Below are 20,871 nucleotides of genomic sequence, written 5' to 3'. Positions count from 1 at the left end.
TAAAATCACTCAGTTTGCCTAACTTAAATCGCCCAACCACCCATATAAAACACCACTAAACCTAAGGTGATGGCAAGCACGCCTAACTTCAGTTTGCGCCATTCGCCACTGCAAATACGGCCTACCACTAGTGTCACAAAACCCAGCATAATACCGGTAACGATATTACAGCTTAAGATGATAAACACAGCGCAGGTTAAGCCCGACATGGCATCAACTTTATCGTCAAAGTCGAGTTTCGCCACATTACTCAGCATCAACAAACCCACATACATCAAAGCAGGTGCTGTCGCATAGGCTGGCACTAAATAACTTAATGGCGCTAAAAACATCATCAATAAAAACAGTACGCCAACTATGGTAGCCGTTAAACCTGTCTTACCGCCCGCTGCAGTACCCGCCGCCGACTCGATATACACAGCCGCTGGTGCACCGCCGACTAAACCTGCCACCATACTGCTGACTGAGTCTGAGGTTAAGGCTTTACCACCGCCGACAATATTGTCGTCTTTATCGAGTAAATTCGCTTGGCCAGCCACAGCACGAATAGTGCCGGTCGCATCGAAAATCGCCGTCATCACTAACGCTAATACGATAGGCAAGACCACAGGATTAAAGGCACCCATAATATCGAGCTGACCAATCAGTGAATGCTCTGAGGTAAAATCAGGCAAGGCGAACAAACCTTGGTATTTAACGCTCGGATCGAACACTAAACCAAATACCGATAGCGCGATAATCACCAACAAAATACCGCCTGGTACACCGCGGCGCTCTAAACCAATTGTCGCCGCTAAACCTATAACGGTAGCGATAACAGGTAAACTGTTAATGTCGCCTAACTTCACAGGTAAGCCTGCGCTATTGGCCACAATCAACTGCACACTGTTAGTCGCAATCAAAAGTAAAAACAAGCCGATACCTATGCCTGTACCGTGGGCTATGCCCTTTGGTAAATTCGCCAGCACCCACTGGCGAATACCTGTCACACTCACAAGCGTGAAGGTCACACCCATTAGGAAAATAGCGCCTAAAGTGACTGGAATCGACATTCCCTGACCTAGAACTAAGCTAAACGCAGTAAAGGCCGTGAGCGAAATCGCGCAGCCAATCGCCATAGGTAAGTTTGCCCATAAACCCATGAGCAAAGAACCAAATGAAGCAATTAAACAGGTGGCGATAAACACGGCGCCGGGATCAAATCCCGCTTGGCCTAACATGTTTGGCACCACAATCACTGAGTAGACCATAGCGAGGAAGGTTGTAAATCCCGCAATTACTTCTTGGCGAACTGTGCTACCACGTTGTTGAATAGAAAAATAACGGTCTAGAAACGAACCAGAGGATACGGCTGTTGAACTCAATTGCTCAGACATAATATTGTTATACCTTGTGATCTCTTAAAATGGGGTCGGTACCAATTACCCTAAAACGCAATTGGCGACGCTGGCTGCGGCAGATTAGAGCCCCAAATCCATCAGACTTGGGTGAGAGATCCACATCATTTTCCTACTGTGGGAAAAATCCATGATCTGCAAGCAGTGATGCCTCGCGATGATTAAAAAGCCATTAACCATGTAGACGCAGCCGTTGTTGGCCGCGGATGATACTGGAATCTCCCAAAGATAGCTAAGACATCGCCTACACTTCGATAAAAAATTAGCGGCAAAAACTGAAATCTGTTGTTTAAAAAAACGCCTAAACCTATGTAATAACTGCTACTTAATATCACATTAATCACGATAAGAGTCTGCCAGTGCCGCGTAAACGTACGCTAACTTCCCCCCTCCTTCATCTCCCAATATTAGAATATGGCAAGTCAACCAAACCTTGATACTTAGTGTATTGATACTTGGTGTATTAATGTTACAGGGGTTGTTGTACAAGGAGCCACACTCACGCTTTATGTAACGAACACCTCGTCATTCACACCGCCTGCGTGAATATGCGATCTTGGTAGCTTTATTGAACAAAAAATTACTCTGCTTTTACAGTCACATCAATATGACTTATGCTTAGAGGCACTGATGGGACTACACTTAGCTGACTATGAAAGAAAAAGGATTGGGTATGGACGAAAGGCGTAAGTTTTCGCGGATTCTATTTGCCACGAGCGCACATCTACAACAAGGTGGTGCACAGTGGGAGACGACCATTCTCGATTTGAGTCTAAATGGCGCCTTGGTTGAAGAACCGCAAAATTTTATTAATTCGGGTGATGCTATTACCCTCAGTTTTGCCTTACCAGAATCTGACATTGAGATCCGTATGGAAACTGAGTTGGTCCATCAAAAAAATGCCCAATTAGGTTTGAAGTGTAACTTTATCGATGTTGATAGTATCAGCCACCTAAAACGTATGGTGGAACTGAACCTAGGTGATGCTTCTTTGCTAAATCGTGAACTTATGTTGTTTATCGAAAAACACAATATCACAGATTAAGACACTCGCTCACAAACACAAACAGCGCCTAATGGCGCTGTTTTGCTTGCTGGTGTTAATCTCACTCGCGAGCATTTGATGCTAAATCGCTTCTAGCGCTTCAGATAACTTAGAAACACCCACCACTTCCATCCCAGCCGGAGGCTTTTTCGGCACATTGGCCTTGGGCACTATTGCTCGCTTAAAGCCATGCTTAGCGGCTTCGATTAATCGCTCTTGCCCATTAGGCACAGGACGAATTTCACCGGACAACCCGACCTCACCAAAGGCCACTAAATCGCTAGGCAAAATATCACCACGAAAACTCGATACCATAGCAAGCAGCAAGGTTAAGTCGGCACTGGTTTCAGTCACTTTCACGCCGCCCACCACGTTAACAAACACGTCCTGATCCGACATCTGCAAACCACCATGGCGGTGCATTACGGCAAGCAACATGGCCAAACGGTTTGCATCCATACCCACAGCCACGCGGCGCGGGTTAGACATGGCCGAGTTATCCACCAGCACTTGCAGCTCCACCAGCAAGGGCCGCGTGCCTTCCCAAACCACCATGACAAGCGAACCAGATGATTCTTCTTCACCACGAGAAAGGAAGATTGCCGAAGGATTGGCGACTTCCTTTAAGCCGCGCTCTGTCATGGCAAATACGCCTAATTCATTGATCGCGCCAAAACGATTTTTATGGGAGCGCAAGGTGCGGTAACGACTATCGCTATCCCCTTCGAACATCACAGAGCAGTCGATACAATGCTCCAATACCTTGGGCCCAGCCAAACTGCCATCTTTGGTTACATGGCCGACCATAATCACGGCAATGCCATTTTCTTTCGCAAAACGGGTTAAGTAAGAAGCGGATTCACGCACCTGCGACACACTGCCAGGGCTCGATGCCACATCACTCATATGCATCACTTGAATCGAGTCAACAACGATGACTTTAGGCAATTCTTTAAGGGCAACGTCGCAAATTTGCTCGACGCTGGTTTCAGACAACATCCGCAATTTATTGGTTGGCAAACCAAGACGATGGGCACGCATAGCTACCTGCTGCAACGATTCTTCACCCGTGACATACAGTGCAGGCATTTGCTCGGCCAAATGACACAGAGTTTGCAATAAAAGCGTACTCTTACCAGCGCCTGGATGTCCACCAATCAAAATGGCAGAACCTGGTACAATCCCACCACCGAGCACTCGATCTAATTCGCCAAAATGACTCAAGATCCGCGGTAAGGCATTGAGATCGATTTGATCTAATGTCTTCACTTCATTGCTGCTTGCTCCGGCATAACCGACAAACTTAGTGCTGCGCCCAGGCGAAGCTGCACCGAGCCTCACCTCAGTGATCGTATTCCATTCCTGACAAGCGCTACACTGCCCTTGCCAACGAGGAAAGTCTTGTCCACACTCATTACATACGTACGCCGTTTTATTCTTTGCCATAACTCATTAAAATCTGTATAAAATCAATTTAAGTAACTGCGAATACTGCCGACATAAGACTAACAGCCCAATACAAAATAAGCATTAAAAAGAACCCTACATGAGTCTAGATAACCATAGTGCACTCATCGAACAGCTCAAGCCATTGCTCATGGAACCTAACTTCCAAGAGATTTTCCATCAGCTGACGATAGATGAAACCAATTCGACCCGTTTTCTAGTGAAAATGGAACTCAGTCGTTTGGCTTCACCATGCACGCGAATTATCGATCTCAGGGATAAATCTGAGCTTCCTTGTGTTGAAGTGATGTTAGGTCAACAGCGACATTTTTTAGATGAACCCGCCAAAAACAGTATGCATGAGGCCATGTCACTGTTTCGCAACCAATATACCTTGGGAGTATACGAGTATGTGCTCAATGCTCACCAACAACGTCGGTTAAAGTTGCGCCAAAGTGTCACGCAGGTAGAGGCCGCAGAATCAGAGCCTTTTATGGTGCCCGGCGTGGTATTAGGCAGTTATTTCAACCGCACAGAAGAGCGGATGAATTACAGTATTCGCATCGCAGCATCGCAAACCGGCCGTGGTGAAGTACAAGGGATAACTGCAGATTTATCCGTAGGTGGTGCCCGTATTCGTCTTGTAGCTAACCATCCCTTCGATCTCGACCATCCTCTAAAAATAAAGTTACTGGAACTCAGTGAAGAGTTTTACTATCCAGATCTCCAGCTCGGTGTTGACTATGAGGTTGTCGATAGCCAAACCAATGGTGAATATATTTGGTTAAGACTCAAGCGTATTGGGGGCAGCGAAGCCTTAAGTGAAATGCTTGGCAATTTAATCCGCGGCTACAAACTGCGTTACAAAGTAGATGTGAATGATGTGATAGTCACAGCAACAGGGCTTGGATTTGAGCGTCATTATTTACCCCATTTACCGCACTTACCTTTATATTTCAATACTCAAACTCAAGGTTTGAGCCACATGCTACTCAGCCGAGATAACCAGCAGATAGTGCATTATTTTCAAGATGAAAATGATGTGAGCCAGTTACCAGCTATGCTGACACCAAGCCGTTTATCTGAGCTACTTAATCATCCTGAAAATCCCGACCATGGGCTGTTTTTTAGCTTTACCTATAATGCCCAAGGTTGCTTATATTTTTACTCTGCCACCTTAGCAGAGCTTAAAGCTAAGGGCATGATGCCTTTATTTTTAGGCTTTGCATCGACCAAGCCCAGCTGGCGGATCTTCAAAGTCACCCAAGATAAAATTTATCATGATAAGGGTTATCGACGTGCGACCCTCCCAGGAGATGAAGCAAAATTTAGCCCATTGGTCGAACAACAATTATCACAATTTAGTCATTTGCTTCAGCTCATCGAAATCAGCAACGAAGATACCAGAGGCCATTACAAAGCTTGGCAAGACGATAGCAATGCCAACGCCCTAAAAACCTTTGGTCAACAAAGACTGACCACCAATCAAATTAAGTTAGTTTCCATGCAGTTTAGCGAGCGACGCCAAGAAGCGCGTTTCGCCTTTAAAACCTTAGTCAATGTGACTCAAGACAAGCACAAAGCCACGGGCATTACTTTAGATATTTCAAGCCGAGGCATGCAATTAACCTTGGATAATCCTGCAGATTTTTCATCAAATAAACCACTACTGTTAAGCTTCCCAAAGCTCCAAACCATTGCAGGCAAAACACAGCTAGATAACCTCCCCTACCGCTTAGTGCGTACCCGCAAGAATGGTGTAACCTTGCATTTAACCGCCGTTATGGGCCATACGCCCCATGTTGGGGTCGAATTTTTAAATAAACTTATTGCCCATAACAAAGAAAAATTAGAGCAACTCACCGAAAACAATAGTGAAATCAAAGAACTTGCCGATGGTTTAAAAAATATTTTGATGCATGATTTACATTCTGTGCCCTATTTTGTTGAAAAAACGACAAAATCTGCCCAAGTCGCTTGTTTAGGCGTTGGTACACAACAGGATGAGATCAGCGATATTTTTGCCGCGGGCACCTCAGATACTCTGCAATATAATTTAGCGCCACTGCTAAAAGACGGTTTTTTTAAGCGAGATATTCTCGAACCTATCCGCCAAATGAAACCCCAACAGGACATGGATTTTATTGAAGTGTTTATTCAGTTAATTCGCCAATCTCGCGGAAAAATCTTTTTAAAGTGCACTCTTGCAACTGAAATCGGTGATGTCGAAGCACAGATAACCTTTATCAATCAGAGCAAAGCATTAGGCAGATTCCTCGCCCTACGGATTTATCGCGGCGCGACAGAGAAGCCTGATATGAACTACCTACGCCGTGAATTGGAATACATTAATATTCATGCAAACCATAAAGCTAAACAGTTAGAAGAACAGTTATGGCGTGTGATTGGTGTCGGCGAACTGTTAGATATTACCCAAGAAGTCGAATTAAGATACCCAGTACTTCATAAAAAGCAGTCTTAATTGTTCAATACCGCCAGATCAAAACTTAAATACCAATCCCTTATCTTAGGAAAATGATCGCTGGTGGCATCTAAATGCGTCAGCATATCTGCATGGCCATAGTCATGCTTAAAGCCATTATCCTTAGAGAGAAGCGTCGATTTAACCCGTTTAAAGCCACACTCTACGACCATATCCGCCACATCTTCTGGATGCCCCAACACAGTATCGTTTTGCCCTGAGATAAACCAAGCCGGTGGCCAATGAGCGCGCTTTGCCGCTTTCGCATAATCAAACCCATCATCGTGATCGATCCAATCACCCTGTACCCAATCGATACTTTGAACTAATGAAGCGCGGCTCTCATTATCCATCCCAATACGCAGCTTATCGGCGGCGAGGTAACCTTGGCCCATCGCTAAACCTGGCGCTAAACGATTCCAAAAAACATCAACCATTAACCACTTTTTGAAGGACTTAACCCGAATTGTCCGTTTGCTACCGAAAGTAAGCAGTGAACGAACGCTTTGCTGCAAATCAGGATATCGGGCCAAACTACTCGCCATCAACACGCCGCCCCATGAATGGGCACACCAATGCACCTGCGAAGGCGCCACGGCTTTATGAGTCGTCTGCTCTTGGCTGACTTTTTGATGTAAATCGAGAATAGCCTGCTGCACTAAAGGTAACTGCTCGCGGATCACTTCCCCTTGCCCTAAGGTAAAATCACGATCGATTTTAGGCAAGCTGAGCCCTCTTCCTGCAGTATCCAGCACATACACCACAAATCCCGCCTTCGCTAAATAACAACCAAGACCACGGCCACTCTGGCTATAAAACACCCGACCATTAGACATAGCACCATGGAGCATGAGGATAGGCGTTTTAGAAAAATCAGGCGCAGCCGGTAATAACTGGCGTAGATGCAGTTGACCATCGCGGTACGGCAGATAGATTGAAGACTGTGAAATGGTCGAAATTGAGCCTTGGGCGAGCTGAGTCAAAATAAGTCACTGGTAGTTTATCAATATCCCTAAACTACCAGCTCATCAATAAAAGACAAGAGTCCTTACTCTAACTCAGTCTCTATCCAGACTTATATTTAAATAAATGAATAATCTAGATTTGTAGCAGGTAAGGTAGAACTCGCAGGTCGAGGTGACGAATATTGGCATCCGCCGCCGCTGCCAGCTTAGGTTTGGCATGGAAAGCGATACCAAAATCCGCTGCCATCACCATAGGAATATCATTCGCGCCATCGCCGATCGCGACTCTTTGGCCTTTTGGAATTTGCCACTGCTCACTGCAACGCTCAACCACATCCGCCTTAAACTGCGCATCCACAACTTTACCTGTTACTTCACCCGCAAGTTTACCGTCAGTGATCACTAACTCATTAGCAAAGGCCGCATCTAAGTTTAAAAGCTGCCTTAAATGGCCAACAAAAGGCGTAAAGCCGCCAGATGCAACCACTAAACGCCAGCCATGGGATTTAAGCTCTAAAAGCATAAGCTCAAGCCCAGGCATCAAAGGCAAGTTGTCGCACAAGGTCGTGATAATACTGGCATCAGCGCCCTTAAGCTGCGCCACACGCTGACGCAAACTCTGCTCAAAATCTAGCTCACCTTGCATAGCACGTTCAGTAATCGCCGCCACGCGCTCGCCAACGCCCGCCATAGCCGCTAATTCATCAATACATTCAATCTGAATCGCCGTTGAATCCATGTCCATCACTAATAAACCGGGATGATTCAAGCAAGGCAAATCAAAATTGATGACATGCAATTCAGCTAAAGACTGCGGGAATGCCGCTAACTGCGCCTGAGAAGGCAAATTTACCAGTGCCAACTCGATACAATGTAAACCAACTTGGCGTTCGATATGGGCGATACCGATAACGTTAGACTGAGGCAATTGCGCTATCCAGGCCGATATTGTCGCCTCTACCGCGGCATCTTGATAAATAATTCGCACACGTGAAACACCAGCGGGGTTTGCTGACTCTTGATAACGTTCAAACACTTGCCCTTGGCGTTCAAACCTTGGGGAATGGTCAGAGACTAACCACAAAAAAAGCGCATCTTGGTTCAAGCTTTCCATCGGACTTAAATTCTCCAACTATCGGGCTCACTCAGAATCAATTATGATTAGGCAAGCGCTCTACATTTTAAGGGTCAAAGTGTTATATCTTAAAGGGCTAAAGAAAAGCCATAAAATCAGTAGACTGATCCAAATTGCCGCCGCCTTCGCCTTAATATTCGGCTTAGTGCAATTGTGGCAAACAAGCCTACTACAAGGTCAGCTGCTTCTAAAGTCCCAAACTCAAAAGATGGCCAGATTACTGGTACAGCAAACCGCTTATGGTGCCGCGCCCGCGCTACAACTGCAAAATGATGAGCAGTTGCAATGGCTCGCCAGCGCTTTAGTGGAAGATCCTAAGGTGATGTCCGCCGCCATCTTCAGTGACCAAGGCATGCGGCTATCCTTCGCTCAAAGCATCACTAAGGATGTAGTTGATCCTGACTCGGAAGAAATGAATTTGCTGCTAAGCAAATATCCTCCCTATGTAGAGCCCGTGATCCAAGAAGGGAAAAATCTAGGTTATGTCGAAGTCAGGCTTGATACCAAGTTATTTTTCAACGAAATCAAAGAAGCCCATAATTTAAACATGGAGCAACAACAAATCATGCTGTTGGTTGCAGGCTTGATTGGTATGTTACTTTCGCGCTCTTTGTCTTTCAAACGTGCCGACTTCGACCGCCGTCGCTTTCGGGTTAAGTTGCGTCAAGCGCCGAAAAAACCTGAGAAACGATCATTAGCTAAAGAGCCATCAGAAAGTGTTAATGATGGTTTGGCGCAAGAGCTAACCGAAGATCAACCGGTGGCAACCACTGATAACCCACAAGAGAAAGTGACTAAGCCCACTAAGGCACCAAAAGCAGTGACAGAGGCAAATACCGATAAGCTCACTCAGACCAGCGTGCAAACTAAGGCCGAAAAAACGTCAGAAAAATCATTGGAATTACAGGATAATACAACAGTTGAAAACGCGGCAAACGATGCGGAACAAGTGGTACCTGTTAAGGTTAAACCTAAAGTCAAAAGTGTCCGTCGGGTAAAACACGCGACTAAAGCAACAGCCGCTGCGGCCGAAACCTCGACGCCAAAAACACCCAGTGAACCAAGTGATCTCGACACAGATTCAACAGGTTAATCTCGATCTCAATAGATAGGAAAATCACTACACCTAGATAGCTAAGCTCTAGATAAGCCATAAACAACCAATTTCTAATAACCAAACCATTAATAACAAAGTCGAATAGAACAGCCGCTAAAAATTAGCATAAAAAAGGGCTCGCAATGCGAACCCTTTTTGCAGTAGCACACTCTTACACAGTTAGAGTGTAATCGCCGCTTCTAATGTCATGATGATCATGTCGTTGAATGTGGTTTGACGTTCTTCTGCAGAAGTCTTTTCACCGGTGCGGATGTGGTCAGATACAGTCACAACGCACAGGGCACGCGCACCAAACTCATGGGCAACACCGTACAAACCAGCCGCTTCCATTTCTACGCCTAATACGCCCATCTTCTCCATCACGTCAAACATTTGTGGATCAGGAGTGTAGAAAAGGTCCGCAGAGAAAATGTTACCTACGCGAACTTTAGTGCCACGAGCTTTCGCAGATTCGATAACCGCATTCATCAGCTCATAGTTAGCGATAGCGGCAAAATCTTGGCCTTTAAAACGTAAACGGTTAACCGCTGAGTCAGTACATGCACCCATACCGATGATCACGTCACGTACTTTAACGTCAGTGCTGATCGCACCACAAGTACCCACACGGATCAGGTTCTTAACGCCGTAATCACGAATTAATTCAGTTGCATAGATAGAGCATGAAGGAATACCCATGCCAGAACCCATTACTGAAATACGCTTACCTTTGTAAGTACCAGTAAAACCTAGCATGTTTCGAACATCAGTCACTTGCTCAACATTTTCTAAGAATGTTTCAGCAATATATTTTGCACGTAATGGATCGCCTGGAAACAGCATTGTCTCAGCGAATGCGCCCTCTACAGCATTAATGTGTGGTGTTGCCATCGAAATAACCCCTGTTTATTTTATTAAGACTTAAGTCTTTGTTTACTGGCGGCAAATGTCAGCCGCCAAATCGAAATAAATGCTAATTTGCCTAAAGGAAAGATTCACCATAGGCCATAGGTTCAAGCTTAAAGTGGCTAGCAATAGATTGACCGATATCGGCAAAGCTCTTACGACGCCCCAAAGAACCTGCTTTCAATCCAGCGCCAAAGGCTAATACTGGCACATATTCACGAGTATGATCCGTACCTTGCCATGTTGGATCGCAACCGTGATCCGCCGTTAAAATCAGCAGATCGTCTTCACCCAATAATGCGAGCATTTCAGGCAAACGGGCATCGAAATATTCCAACCCTTTAGCGTAGCCTGCCACATCACGGCGATGACCATAATGAGAGTCAAAATCCACGAAGTTAGTAAACACTATAGTGTTATCGCCCGCAGATTTCACTTCGGCTAAGGTCGCATCGAAAAGCGCTTCTAAGCCGTTCGCCTTCACTTTTTTAGTGATACCGCAGTAAGCATAAATGTCGGCAATCTTGCCCACACTCACCACTTCACCGCCCGCTTCATTCAGCTTATCTAATACGGTTTTTGCAGGTGGCGCGAGCGAATAATCCTTACGATTGCCAGTACGGGCAAAGTCACTTGGGCCAGTACCATCAAATGGACGGGCAATAACGCGACCTATATTGTAAGGTTCTAACTCTTCACGGGTTATTTCGCAAAGACGATAAAGATTGTCTAAACCGAAGGTTTCTTCATGGCAGGCGATTTGGAATACAGAATCGGCTGAGGTATAGAAAATAGGCATGCCAGAGCGCATATGCTCTTCGCCTAACTCTTCTAAAATAGTTGTGCCAGAAGCATGACAATTACCTAAAAACCCATCCAGACCCGCACGGGCTAAAATCTTATCCGTCAGTTCTTTAGGGAAAGAATTTTGGTGCTCGCTGAAATAACCCCATTCGAATAGTACGGGCACGCCCGCCATTTCCCAGTGACCGCTCGGGGTATCTTTACCCGAACTTAACTCTTGGGCATGACCATAAGCACCAATCAGCTCAACATTGTCACCAAAACCTGGGGCAAAGGCGCCAGTACTTTCCATCGCCGCATGGCCTAAACCTAAGCGCGCTAGGTTAGGTAATTTAAGTGGGCCTTCACGGCCAATATCGGCTTTGCCTTCAGCACATGCTTTAGCAATATGACCAAAGGTATCGGAACCTACATCACCAAAGCTTGCTGCATCAGCAGAAGCACCGACTCCAAAGGAGTCCAACATCATAATAATGGTACGTTTCATAATTCTTCCTTAAAGATCCGATGCACGAATATAGGCATAGATCTCAGGTGTTTTTTCTGGAGCGGTTTCACCAATGTGAATCGCTTTTTTCACCGCAAGTTCCGCTTCCGCGAAGGCGGCTTCAGATTGTGCATGGATAACGGCAATCGGAGTCGATGAATCTACTTTATCGCCTAAAGCACACACTTGAGTTAAGCCAACACTATAGTCTAGTGCATCACCGGGCTTACGGCGGCCGCCACCTAAGGTCACAACCGCTAAACCTAATTCACGGGTATCCATGCTATAGGCATAACCTTGCATATCGGCAAAAACTGGACGAATAATTTGTGATTGCGGTAGGTATTTACTGTAGTTTTCAACAAAATCGACTGGACCACCAAGACCCGACACCATCTTGCCAAAAAGTTCTGCAGCGCGACCATTATCGAGCACACGATTCAGTTTAGCGCGAGCGTCGGCTTCATTGCTTGCAAGACCGCCCAGAAGCAACATCTCAGCGCAAAGACCCATAGTGACTTCATATAAACGCGGGTTACGGTAAGCACCCGTTAAAAAGTCGATGGCTTCTTTCACTTCAACCGCGTTACCGGCACAAGATGCAAGCACTTGATTCATATCGGTAAGCAAAGCTGTCGTTTTAGTGCCCGCGCCATTAGCAACAGCTGCAATACTGCGAGCTAATTCTTCCGATGCTTCATAGGTTGGCATGAAAGCACCACTACCGACTTTCACATCCATCGCTAGTGCATCTAAATTACAGGCTAATTTCTTAGACAGAATCGACGCTGTGATGAGGGAAATGGATTCAACGGTGGCGGTATTATCGCGGATAGAATAGAAACGTTTGTCGGCAGGAACGAGATCGCCTGTTTGGCCAATAATCGCCACACCGACTTCTTTAACCACTTTACGGAACAATTCACTTGATGGCTCAGTTTGATAACCCGGAATGGCATCAAACTTATCGAGCGTGCCGCCCGTATGACCTAGGCCACGCCCAGAAATCATAGGCACATAACCACCACAAGCCGCAGCCATAGGGCCAAGCATAAGGCTAATCACATCACCCACGCCGCCAGTGCTGTGTTTGTCGATAACAGGGCCATTGAGTCCCAATGACTGCCAATTAAGTACAGTGCCAGAATCACGCATCGCTGTCGTTAAAGCGATTCTTTCATCCATGTTCATGTCATTAAAGTACACAGCCATGCCTAATGCGGCAATCTGACCTTCGGACACTGCGTTAGTAGTGATACCTTGAACAAAAAACTGTATTTCTGCGGAACTTAGCGCTAAACCATTACGTTTTTTACGAATAATCTCTTGAGCTAGAAACATGATACTGCCTCCAAGATAGGCACTAACAACCTTGTAGCTAGTGCTTATCTTTGCAATGAAACATCAAAACTGTAGCAATATTACAAGTTCATACTATCGAAGTTTTGAGTTTGCCAAATAGATTTAGGTCACACTTAATTAGGCTCGCTATACGCTGATAGTATTAATCAGCGATAGTTTGCAATTAATAGCCTTGAGTCGGCTTAGGCGCATCAGCTAATTCTAGTGTGTGTAACAAGCTGTTTAGTAAACTTGAAGCACCAAATCTAAAGGTACGTGGTGAAACCCAATCAGCACCTAAAATACGCTCAGCAACACCGAGGAATTCAGCCGCTTGTGCAGCATCACGCACACCACCGGCAGGCTTGAAGCCTACTTGGGTATTCTTCTCGCTGATCACAGTTAACATGATTTCAGCTGCTTCAAGTGTGGCGTTTACAGGCACTTTACCAGTAGAGGTTTTAATAAAGTCAGCACCTGCATCGATTGAAAGCTCAGATGCACGACGGATAAGTGCAGGAGCAGCTAACACGCCAGATTCGATGATGACTTTTAACAAGACTTCACCACAGGCTTCTTTACAGGCTTTAACTAATTCAAAACCAATTGTTTCATTGCCTTCCATCAGTGCGCGGTATGGGAATACCACGTCAACTTCGTCAGCACCATAGGCAACAGCGGCGCGAGTTTCTAACACAGCAATGGCAATGTCATCATTGCCATGGGGAAAGTTAGTCACAGTGGCGATTTGGATATCTTCAGCACCGATTTCATCTAACGTCTTGCGTGCAATCGGGATGAAACGTGGGTAAATGCAGATAGCGGCAGTATTGCCCGCAGCCGTTTTCGCTTTGTGGCACAGGTCGATCACTTTTTGATCTGTGTCGTCATCATTCAAAGTCGTTAAGTCCATTAACTCAATGGCGCGTTGTGCTGCTTTTTTTAAATCAGTCATAATAGCTCTCCAAAATAAAAATTAAATGAATAGAAATCAGTCGCATAAAAGCAACGCTTGAGAGGTGGCATTATTTTGATTATTTTTATATGGCCGGGCCTTCAGGCGGTGCCGAGTAATTTGCTTGTACAAACTACCTTGTTGTAGGTATTCAATCTTGCCTAAGTCATAAAGAGCAATAGGCATCCTGACACTTAAAATAACTTATAAGTGACCACGACTTGAATCCTTGAAGACCGGAAGAGAGGATACGAATAAAATCTTGCTCCTACTTTTCCGCGAAAAATCCATTTTAGCGCGAGAAAAACACAAACCTTTATATAAACCCACTTGTTAGCCTAATAGGCTTAGATAAAGACTCATGGTAAAACTAAAGATGGAGCCGCATAATGCGGCTCCAACAAGCAATAATTACAAGAGATTAGAACTTGTAAGTTGCTGACAGGTAGTGTGACCAACCTGTTGATTCTAGAGCTAGAGCACCAGCACCATCTTCTAACAGATAAACGTCTTTGAAGCCTTTCAAGCCATAGCCCAGAGCATAACGATCTGAATGCCAGTATAGGCCGAAGAAGATGTTACCACCGTTTGACGTTTTTGGTACGAAAGCAGCTTGGTCTTCATCTGCACCGAATTGATAATCGATGTAACCTTGGAATGACAGGAAGCTCTTGTTATCAAAGAAGTAGAAAGGTTTGAACCAGTTAGCAGAGAACTGATATCCGTTCCACTCTTTAGCATTCAGGTCGTAGAAACCATATAGGTTCATACCTGTTTTGCCTAACCAAGGCACGTTTACATCAGCACCAACACCCCAGAATGAAGAGTTAACGCCTTCACCATTCAGACCATCCCAGTTGAACAGAGTAGAGAAGTAAACTTCTTGAACTGGGCCAAAAGATAAGTCTTTACCAGTCAAAGCATCGATAGACACACGTGGAGCAAACTTCATGAAAATTTTGCTTGTGCCAGAACCTGGGTTCTTGTCACCGTTGCTGCTTGATTGGTTTGCTAAGTTGAATACGTCAACATAACCGTATAGATCGAATACGCCAGAACGACCGCCGAATTCCATTTCTAAGTAGTTGTGTTGATCGCCTGTTGCTGGGTTATCTGGCTTTTCACCAATAGAGTACATAGCGTTGAACTGCATCCACTTATAATCAGTACCGTGAAGATCAGTACGATCAGCAGCAAATGCGTTGCCAGAGATTGCTGCTACTGCAGTAGCGGCTAAAGCTAAAGTTTTAACGTTTTTCATCATCAACCCCATTTATCTTGTTTGCTACCATCGAGGGTAGCGTTCTTTTTGTGGCGTTCGCATTCTACCTAGATTAAAAAAAATCTCAATAATCTAGCGTAAAATCACAAACACAAAATTCTTAATTGTGAACAAAGTCGCGACTTCTGCATTACGATTAATTAACGTAACCGTAGACTCACGACATTTAAGACAGAATGAGAGCTACACTTCAGTTGCATTCTGTGTTTTTCAATTGGAGAAACTATTCACTACAGGAATCACTACTGGAAAATGGTTGAATTAACTTAGGCCCTGCCCTGCATGGTCAGGACCCAGTTAGTGGGGTTTCCCCCTACTGTTGCTACTTAGATAGCTAAGAACAAACCAGCAAGTGTTGCGCTCATTAAGTTAGCTAAAGAGCCGGCGATAACCGCACGAATACCCATTGTAGCTAAATCATGACGACGGTTAGGAGCCATAGCACCTAAGCCACCAAGCAGAATCGCGATTGAAGACAAGTTAGCGAAACCACACAGAGCAAACGAAATAATCGCTTGTGTTCTATGAGTCATCACAGCTTGAGTTTCAGCAACGCATAACGGCAGGCCTTTAACAACTTCAGCAGCTACTGCTGTACAAGCCGTGGCAGCATCAGAGATATATGGAGCAAAGTTTAAATAAGCAACGAATTCGTTAACAATGATCTTTTGACCGATGAAAGAACCTGCTACTAATGCTTCATTCCAAGGCACACCGATAAGGAATGCTAATGGCATAAACACATAGCCAAGGATCAGTTCAAGTGTTAAACCTTCAACGCCAAACCAACCACCCACACCACCAATAATGCCGTTGACCATAGCGATCAAACCAACGAAGGCTAACAACATAGCGCCTACGTTTAAGGCTAAATGCATACCAGATGAAGCACCTGCAGCAGCGGCGTCTAATACGTTAGCTGGTTTGTCAGGATCTTCTGGTAAATCGCTCATGTCATTTTTAGCTGCTTCAGTTTCAGGGTGCATCAGTTTAGCCATTAATAGACCACCTGGTGCTGCCATGAATGAAGCGGCAACTAAGTATTCGATAGGTACACCCATCTGCGCGTAACCAGCCAATACTGAACCCGCGATTGATGCCAAACCACCCACCATGATCGCAAACAGTTCAGACTGCGTCATAGTTGGAATGAATGGGCGAACCACTAATGGGGCTTCAGTCTGACCAACGAAGATGTTAGCAGTTGCTGACATAGATTCAGTACGGCTTGTGCCCAATGCTTTTTGTAAACCACCACCGATGATACGGATGATCCACTGCATAACGCCTAAGTAATATAGAACCGCAATCAGAGAAGAGAAAAACACAATAACGGGTAACACGTTAACTGCGAAGATAAAGCCAAGTTTGAAGTTAGCTAAATCACCAAACAGGAAACCGATACCGTTTTGTGCGTAACCAATAACGCTAGAAACCGCATCAGACATTCCTTTCAGAATGTCTTTACCAACAGGAATATACAGTACAAAACCACCGAAGGCAGCTTGGATAGCTAACGCGCCGCCCACTGTACGTAAATTAATTGCTTTTTTGTTATTCGATAGGAGGAAACCTATCGCAAGTAGGGTGACCACCCCTACTAAACTCATTAATATATCCATTAACCATCACCCTATTGTTAACACTTTTTAATTATGTTGTTAATCAACCTATTTCCGAGTCAGATTATACCCGAGGCAAAGTCGAAAATCGTCGTTTTGATCATATTTTTGGAGTTTAATTTCAATCGCTTAGTGCAGAATGCTAGTGCGACCTACACCTGTTTATTTAAAAACAGCTAAAGGTCAAACAGTTGCATTGCATTCGACACCAAGTGTTCTGATATTAGAACACTTGATTTTTTTTGCAAATTGGCAATTTTGTCTATAAAAAGAACAAGGTTAGCGGGCTGGTTACGTTTTTCAGTAACATTTATCGGTGTCATTGCTGGAGAGTCAGTCTCAAGTATGAAGTGCTGAAGTGGTAATTCGCTGACAGTTTTAAGCAATTTTTTGGCATTAGGGTTCATAATCAAACCACCAATTCCCAGCTTAAAACCTAATTTGATATATTCCAGTGCAATTTCAGTACTGCCAGAAAAAGCATGTATCACACCGCCTCTAGGCAATTGATACTTTTTCAAACACCCTAAAACCTCTGAATGTGCTTTTACGCTATGAATAATAACTGGCAGATTAACGGACTTAGCTAAAGCTAATTGTGCCTCAAAAAATGCGAGCTGCTGAGACCACGTTGAGGAATAGAGCTTATCTAAGCCACATTCACCAATAGCAACAAAGCGAGGACATTCTAGTAACGCCGAAACTTGAGATGTTAATGCTAAGATCCCAGCATCAACATCCTCTGGACAAAACCAAGGATGAATACCGAGGGCAAAATAAGTTTGGTATTGTTCGGCAACGGCAAGCTGTTTGTGCCAGTGCCGCGGGGACACACCAGGAATAATCAGATTATCTACGCCAACACTGTGCATTCGCAACACCACATCGTCGCGGTCAACATCAAACTCAGCAAAATCCAAATGGGCGTGGGTATCAATCACAGCAAATTCCTCACTCTGCGGTCGATTTACCAATTGAATGAAGTTCGGGTGGCGATACCGTTGTGTCAACCACCAAAGCTTTAACGCATTTTACCGCTAATGGAGGATCTTCAAGGCGCGGCATGCAACAGCGACGATTTTCAGGTGTCAGCCCCATTCGGTCGCACCAATGAATATAAGCCTGCCATGTTTTTGTGATCCAATTCGCCATCATTTACATCCAGAACCGATTTTTAGTTTTCATTAGATACAAAAATGGCGGTGAATTCACCGCCATTTCAACAACTATTCTAAACCGAACCCTATTAGTGTTCGCGGGTTTTCGCAAACTCAATATCAGGATATCTTTCCATCGAAAGATTCAGGTTAACCATAGTTGGTGCTATATAGGTTAGGTTATCGCCACCATCGAGTGCTAAGTTTTGACTACACTTACGGCGGAACTCTTCAAGCTTACGCTCATCCTTACAATAAACCCAGCGAGCGGTAGACACGCTAATACCTTCGTAAATAGCTTCGACGTTATATTCACTCTTCAGACGACCAACAACCACTTCAAACTGCAGTACACCCACAGCGCCAACAATCAAATCGTTAGTATCAATTGGGCGGAATACTTGTACAGCACCTTCTTCAGATAACTGTACTAAGCCTTTTAAGAGTTGCTTCTGTTTAAGCGGATCACGCAGACGAATACGGCGGAACATTTCAGGGGCGAAGTTAGGTACGCCAGTGAAACGGAATTTTTCACCTTGGGTAAACGTATCGCCAATACGGATAGTGCCATGGTTATGTAAACCGATGATATCGCCTGGGTAAGCTTCTTCAGCACGCTCACGATCGCCCGCCATAAAGGTCAATGCATCGCTAACGTTAACATCTTTACCAATACGCACATGGTGCATTTTCATGCCTTGCTCGTAACGGCCAGAACACACACGCATAAAGGCGACACGGTCACGGTGTTTTGGATCCATGTTTGCTTGGATCTTGAACACGAAACCGGTGAATTTTTCTTCATCAGGCATGATAACGCGTGTATCGCTTTCGCGCGGTAATGGCTTAGGTGCCCACTCGACGATGCCGTCAAGAATATGGTCCACACCAAAGTTACCTAGCGCAGTACCGAAGAACACTGGCGTCAACTCGCCTTTCAAGAAAGCTGCATGGTCAAATTCATGCGACGCACCGCGCACTAATTCCATCTCATTGCGCAAATCAGCGGCATAACTGCCAATCGCTTTCTCAAGATCAGGATTATTAATGCCTTTAATTACACGACGCTCTTGGATCGTGTGTCCCATACCGCCTTGATACAAGACCACTTCATCACGCAGTATGTGGTAAATACCTTTGAACTCTTTACCGCTGCCAATAGGCCAAGTAATAGGTGCACAGGCAATATTCAGCACGCTTTCGACTTCATCCATCAGATCAATAGGATCACGGATATCGCGGTCGAGTTTGTTCATAAAGGTCACAATCGGCGTATCACGCAGACGTGTCACTTCCATCAACTTGATAGTACGGTCTTCAACACCCTTAGCAGAGTCGATCACCATCAAACATGAGTCAACGGCCGTCAGAGTACGATAAGTATCTTCAGAGAAGTCTTCGTGACCAGGCGTATCGAGTAGGTTAACAAGGGCGCCACCATAGGGAAATTGCATGACAGACGTAGTAATAGAAATACCACGGTCTTTCTCCATTTCCATCCAGTCAGACTTAGCATGCTGACCCGATTTTTTGCCTTTAACCGTACCCGCTTTCTGCAAAGCGTTTCCGAATAACAGCACTTTTTCGGTAATGGTTGTTTTACCCGCGTCGGGGTGCGATATGATCGCGAAGGTGCGACGTTTATCGACCTCTACTTTATTGCCTGACATGTTAACCTATGCACTTGTATCGCTAAAAAGGCGCAAATTATAGCGCCTCAGTTCGAGCTTGGCTAGGCAAAGCCCGAGATGAACTCGGGCTGAGAGAGGTTATTTTGTGGCTTCGAGCAAACCTTTGACTTTGGCGAGTTCAATACGCGCATATCTATGTTCGACAAAATCATAGATATTGGTTGCCAATGCTAAGCGAAAATAGTTTGCAGCATCTTGATATTGCTTAGTTTCTATCGCCATTTTTGCAAGGTAAAAATAAGCTTCGCATAAACGTTCAGCATATTCTTTCGGATAAGTTAAGCCTACTTTAGCCGCAGAAAACACCTCGTCACGGCTTTTTTTACCTAAATAATAATCGACGATAACGGTCGCCCAAGCATCATTTTCTAAATTCTGACGATGCTGCGCTAACTGTTTTTTAGCTTCAACGGAGTCAGCTTTCAAATCAATCAAATACAACCATAATGCCCGATAACCGTCTTTATTATCGCCGGCATAAAACGCCTGCATATCTTTAGTCGCTAAATCAATACGGTCACCATAGTACAAAGCAATACCGCGATTCAAATAGGCATAATCATAATTAGGTGCTAACTCTAATACGCCATCGAAGGCTTCATAGGCGCTGTCGTATTCACCTTCTTGGGTGTAATAAATTCCAAGGAAATTATAGGCATCAGCGAGATCAGGCTGAAGTTTTAACGCTTGCATAAAATCAATCCGTGCGAGCAGTCTTAAGCCTACACTGTCGTAAATCACACCACGATCGTAATGAAATCTAGCTCTCTGTTCATTCGTCAGTTCGACCGTAGCCAAAATCTCGTTGAGTTTTGCCAGTGTCACTTCGACTTTATAATCAGGCATGACAGGCGCGACAACCAATTTACCTTCAACATCATTATGGTTATCTAAAGGAGACTGGGTGGTTGCGCATCCGGCTAACAACAGACTGGCACTCGCCAGCACAGCAACGACAGCGGTTCTAATTTTAAGACTCATCCATTTCTACCTTTTTAGATTCCCAACATACGCAGAAGAATCTTCATGATAGCAATCCCACCACAGGACCGCTATTAGG

Annotated in this window: 17 protein-coding genes; 3 read left to right on the top strand and 14 right to left on the bottom strand. The window is 44.8% G+C overall.

Going from position 1 to position 20,871, the window contains the following annotated elements; translation table 11 throughout:
* Positions 1-23 precede the first annotated feature (23 nt).
* Complete coding sequence (locus HUB64_RS17835) at positions 24-1,376, bottom strand: NCS2 family permease (RefSeq protein ID WP_105251716.1); 1,353 nt, start codon at positions 1,374-1,376, stop codon at positions 24-26.
* A 694-nt stretch (positions 1,377-2,070) separates the two neighbouring features.
* Here HUB64_RS17835 and HUB64_RS17830 point away from each other — a divergent pair.
* The gene (locus HUB64_RS17830; RefSeq protein ID WP_173243387.1) at positions 2,071-2,442 is read left to right on the top strand and encodes a PilZ domain-containing protein; all 372 of its coding nucleotides are present in this window, start codon (positions 2,071-2,073) and stop codon (positions 2,440-2,442) included.
* A gap of 81 nt (positions 2,443-2,523) precedes the next feature.
* Here HUB64_RS17830 and radA read toward each other — a convergent pair whose 3' ends face one another.
* Entirely contained in the window at positions 2,524-3,888 is a 1,365-nt protein-coding gene (radA, locus tag HUB64_RS17825; RefSeq protein WP_113939314.1) for a DNA repair protein RadA, read from the bottom strand.
* 100 nt (positions 3,889-3,988) lie between these two features.
* Between radA and HUB64_RS17820 the strand changes: the two genes are divergently transcribed.
* On the top strand, positions 3,989-6,370 hold the full coding sequence (locus tag HUB64_RS17820; RefSeq protein WP_173497511.1) for a PilZ domain-containing protein: 2,382 nt from the start codon (positions 3,989-3,991) through the stop codon (positions 6,368-6,370).
* Here HUB64_RS17820 and HUB64_RS17815 read toward each other — a convergent pair.
* Entirely contained in the window at positions 6,367-7,353 is a 987-nt protein-coding gene (locus tag HUB64_RS17815) for an alpha/beta fold hydrolase (RefSeq protein WP_173497510.1), read from the bottom strand. The two genes, HUB64_RS17820 and HUB64_RS17815, sit on opposite strands and share 4 nt — an antisense overlap.
* Positions 7,354-7,468: 115 nt before the next feature.
* Positions 7,469-8,449 carry a phosphoserine phosphatase SerB gene (gene serB, locus HUB64_RS17810; protein WP_173497509.1) on the bottom strand — a complete coding sequence of 327 codons (981 nt, stop codon included), beginning with the start codon at positions 8,447-8,449 and terminating at the stop codon, positions 7,469-7,471.
* Positions 8,450-8,492: 43 nt separating this feature from the next.
* Here serB and HUB64_RS17805 point away from each other — a divergent pair, with 43 nt between their 5' ends.
* Positions 8,493-9,563 (top strand): YtjB family periplasmic protein, encoded by a 1,071-nt coding sequence (locus HUB64_RS17805; RefSeq protein ID WP_217363104.1) that lies wholly within the window; start codon positions 8,493-8,495, stop codon positions 9,561-9,563.
* 183 nt (positions 9,564-9,746) lie between these two features.
* On the opposite strand, the gene deoD is transcribed toward HUB64_RS17805, so the two are convergent.
* From deoD to nlpI, 10 genes are all read right to left on the bottom strand, one after another.
* Positions 9,747-10,457: a purine-nucleoside phosphorylase gene (deoD, locus tag HUB64_RS17800; protein ID WP_113939310.1), complete on the bottom strand. Its 711-nt coding sequence runs from the start codon at positions 10,455-10,457 to the stop codon at positions 9,747-9,749.
* Between the two features lie 91 nt (positions 10,458-10,548).
* Complete coding sequence (locus HUB64_RS17795) at positions 10,549-11,763, bottom strand: phosphopentomutase (RefSeq protein WP_006082702.1); 1,215 nt, start codon at positions 11,761-11,763, stop codon at positions 10,549-10,551.
* 9 nt (positions 11,764-11,772) lie between these two features.
* Positions 11,773-13,104 carry a thymidine phosphorylase gene (deoA, locus tag HUB64_RS17790; protein ID WP_173243376.1) on the bottom strand — a complete coding sequence of 444 codons (1,332 nt, stop codon included), beginning with the start codon at positions 13,102-13,104 and terminating at the stop codon, positions 11,773-11,775.
* 184 nt (positions 13,105-13,288) lie between these two features.
* Positions 13,289-14,059: a deoxyribose-phosphate aldolase gene (gene deoC, locus HUB64_RS17785; RefSeq protein ID WP_173497508.1), complete on the bottom strand. Its 771-nt coding sequence runs from the start codon at positions 14,057-14,059 to the stop codon at positions 13,289-13,291.
* 421 nt (positions 14,060-14,480) lie between these two features.
* Positions 14,481-15,320: an outer membrane protein OmpK gene (locus HUB64_RS17780; RefSeq protein WP_113939307.1), complete on the bottom strand. Its 840-nt coding sequence runs from the start codon at positions 15,318-15,320 to the stop codon at positions 14,481-14,483.
* A 347-nt stretch (positions 15,321-15,667) separates the two neighbouring features.
* Positions 15,668-16,963 carry a NupC/NupG family nucleoside CNT transporter gene (locus tag HUB64_RS17775; protein ID WP_105251707.1) on the bottom strand — a complete coding sequence of 432 codons (1,296 nt, stop codon included), beginning with the start codon at positions 16,961-16,963 and terminating at the stop codon, positions 15,668-15,670.
* 176 nt (positions 16,964-17,139) lie between these two features.
* The gene (locus tag HUB64_RS17770; RefSeq protein WP_173497507.1) at positions 17,140-17,904 is read right to left on the bottom strand and encodes a TatD family hydrolase; all 765 of its coding nucleotides are present in this window, start codon (positions 17,902-17,904) and stop codon (positions 17,140-17,142) included.
* Between the two features lie 10 nt (positions 17,905-17,914).
* A complete protein-coding gene (locus tag HUB64_RS17765; protein ID WP_173497506.1) occupies positions 17,915-18,118 on the bottom strand; it encodes a hypothetical protein in 204 nt (67 codons plus the stop codon).
* A 91-nt stretch (positions 18,119-18,209) separates the two neighbouring features.
* A complete protein-coding gene (gene prfC, locus HUB64_RS17760) occupies positions 18,210-19,790 on the bottom strand; it encodes a peptide chain release factor 3 (RefSeq protein ID WP_105251704.1) in 1,581 nt (526 codons plus the stop codon).
* Positions 19,791-19,889: 99 nt separating this feature from the next.
* Positions 19,890-20,792, bottom strand: a complete 903-nt coding sequence (gene nlpI / locus HUB64_RS17755) for a lipoprotein NlpI (RefSeq protein ID WP_168822816.1) — start codon at positions 20,790-20,792, stop codon at positions 19,890-19,892.
* Positions 20,793-20,871: the final 79 nt, after the last annotated feature.

It is taken from the genome of Shewanella sp. ISTPL2 (assembly GCF_013283205.1).
Taxonomy (GTDB): domain Bacteria; phylum Pseudomonadota; class Gammaproteobacteria; order Enterobacterales; family Shewanellaceae; genus Shewanella; species Shewanella oncorhynchi.
The sequence above is the reverse complement of the archived record's forward strand: the minus strand, read 5'-3'. Positions and strand labels throughout refer to the sequence as shown.

What these genes read in the sequence shown, in the direction of transcription:
- HUB64_RS17835 (WP_105251716.1), bottom strand. Translation starts at nt 1,376, where the DNA reads ATGTCTGAGCAATTGAGTTCAACAGCCGTATCCTCTGGTTCGTTTCTA.
- HUB64_RS17830 (WP_173243387.1), top strand. Translation starts at nt 2,071, where the DNA reads ATGGACGAAAGGCGTAAGTTTTCGCGGATTCTATTTGCCACGAGCGCA.
- radA (WP_113939314.1), bottom strand. Translation starts at nt 3,888, where the DNA reads ATGGCAAAGAATAAAACGGCGTACGTATGTAATGAGTGTGGACAAGAC.
- HUB64_RS17820 (WP_173497511.1), top strand. Translation starts at nt 3,989, where the DNA reads ATGAGTCTAGATAACCATAGTGCACTCATCGAACAGCTCAAGCCATTG.
- serB (WP_173497509.1), bottom strand. Translation starts at nt 8,449, where the DNA reads ATGGAAAGCTTGAACCAAGATGCGCTTTTTTTGTGGTTAGTCTCTGAC.
- HUB64_RS17805 (WP_217363104.1), top strand. Translation starts at nt 8,493, where the DNA reads ATGATTAGGCAAGCGCTCTACATTTTAAGGGTCAAAGTGTTATATCTT.
- deoD (WP_113939310.1), bottom strand. Translation starts at nt 10,457, where the DNA reads ATGGCAACACCACACATTAATGCTGTAGAGGGCGCATTCGCTGAGACA.
- HUB64_RS17795 (WP_006082702.1), bottom strand. Translation starts at nt 11,763, where the DNA reads ATGAAACGTACCATTATTATGATGTTGGACTCCTTTGGAGTCGGTGCT.
- deoA (WP_173243376.1), bottom strand. Translation starts at nt 13,104, where the DNA reads ATGTTTCTAGCTCAAGAGATTATTCGTAAAAAACGTAATGGTTTAGCG.
- deoC (WP_173497508.1), bottom strand. Translation starts at nt 14,059, where the DNA reads ATGACTGATTTAAAAAAAGCAGCACAACGCGCCATTGAGTTAATGGAC.
- HUB64_RS17780 (WP_113939307.1), bottom strand. Translation starts at nt 15,320, where the DNA reads ATGAAAAACGTTAAAACTTTAGCTTTAGCCGCTACTGCAGTAGCAGCA.
- HUB64_RS17775 (WP_105251707.1), bottom strand. Translation starts at nt 16,963, where the DNA reads ATGGATATATTAATGAGTTTAGTAGGGGTGGTCACCCTACTTGCGATA.
- HUB64_RS17765 (WP_173497506.1), bottom strand. Translation starts at nt 18,118, where the DNA reads ATGATGGCGAATTGGATCACAAAAACATGGCAGGCTTATATTCATTGG.
- prfC (WP_105251704.1), bottom strand. Translation starts at nt 19,790, where the DNA reads ATGTCAGGCAATAAAGTAGAGGTCGATAAACGTCGCACCTTCGCGATC.
- nlpI (WP_168822816.1), bottom strand. Translation starts at nt 20,792, where the DNA reads ATGAGTCTTAAAATTAGAACCGCTGTCGTTGCTGTGCTGGCGAGTGCC.